Here is an 819-nt window from a genome sequence, read left to right on the forward strand (position 1 = left end):
GAGTGGGGCGAAGGTACATTTTTTTGTCTGAAATTATTTTACTTTCATTACCATTAATGGAAGTGTAGTCAACTGATTTTCTATTTATGATTTGATTAAAAAGGTGCTTTTTGAACAAGCTCTTTAAGTTATAAGATGAAGCAATTGCCTCAGCGGTAATTTGACCAAGCCACCTTCTGTAGCTAGGATCACTAAGTAAGCTACGCTCTGTCGCGTTGTCAATAAACATATATTCAATTAGGATAGCTGGCATCTTTGTCTCACGAAGTACGGCAAAGTTAGCAGACTTCATCCCTCTATCATGTATACCAATTCTGCTTATTAAGTAGTTGTGTATATCTCTTTGTCTTACTCTTGTCTCATTAGAAACACTTCCATTGTGAATATATGTTTCAAACCCGCGACCTCCACCTGCATTCGCATGGAAGCTTACAAAATAATCAGCGCCCCAATTATTAGCCATATTGGCTCTATCTTGTAAATTAACAGTCGTATCGCCTGTTCGAGAAAGCTGAACTTCCACCCCGCTGTATTGGGTTCTTAGAACATCTGCTGTCCTTCTTGCAATGTCAAGTACAACATCACTTTCTTTTAACCCATTAGATACTGCCCCTGGATCACTTCCTCCATGACCAGGGTCTAAAAAGATTTTGACAACTCTTCTATCAACGGCTTTTCTGATTTCTTCAAGAGTCTTGGCATCAGCGATTCCACTCACTGGGAGGTTATAGTCTCGTTGAAACTTCCTTACTTCTTCCTCTGTTTCCGCACCGTAAAACGCTGTTGGGTTATTCCAATGTAACCCGTAGCCGAGTCTCA

General features: G+C 40.2%; 1 protein-coding gene. It reads right to left on the bottom strand.

All coding sequences use genetic code 11. The annotated features are described in order from the left end of the window. A partial coding sequence (locus E2L07_RS20620; RefSeq protein ID WP_134230538.1) for an N-acetylmuramoyl-L-alanine amidase occupies window positions 1-819 on the bottom strand: 819 nt, incomplete at both ends.

Origin of the sequence: Halalkalibacterium halodurans (assembly GCF_004376175.1) — a bacterium.
In the GTDB taxonomy this organism is placed as follows: Bacteria; Bacillota; Bacilli; order Bacillales; family Bacillaceae_D; genus Halalkalibacterium; species Halalkalibacterium halodurans.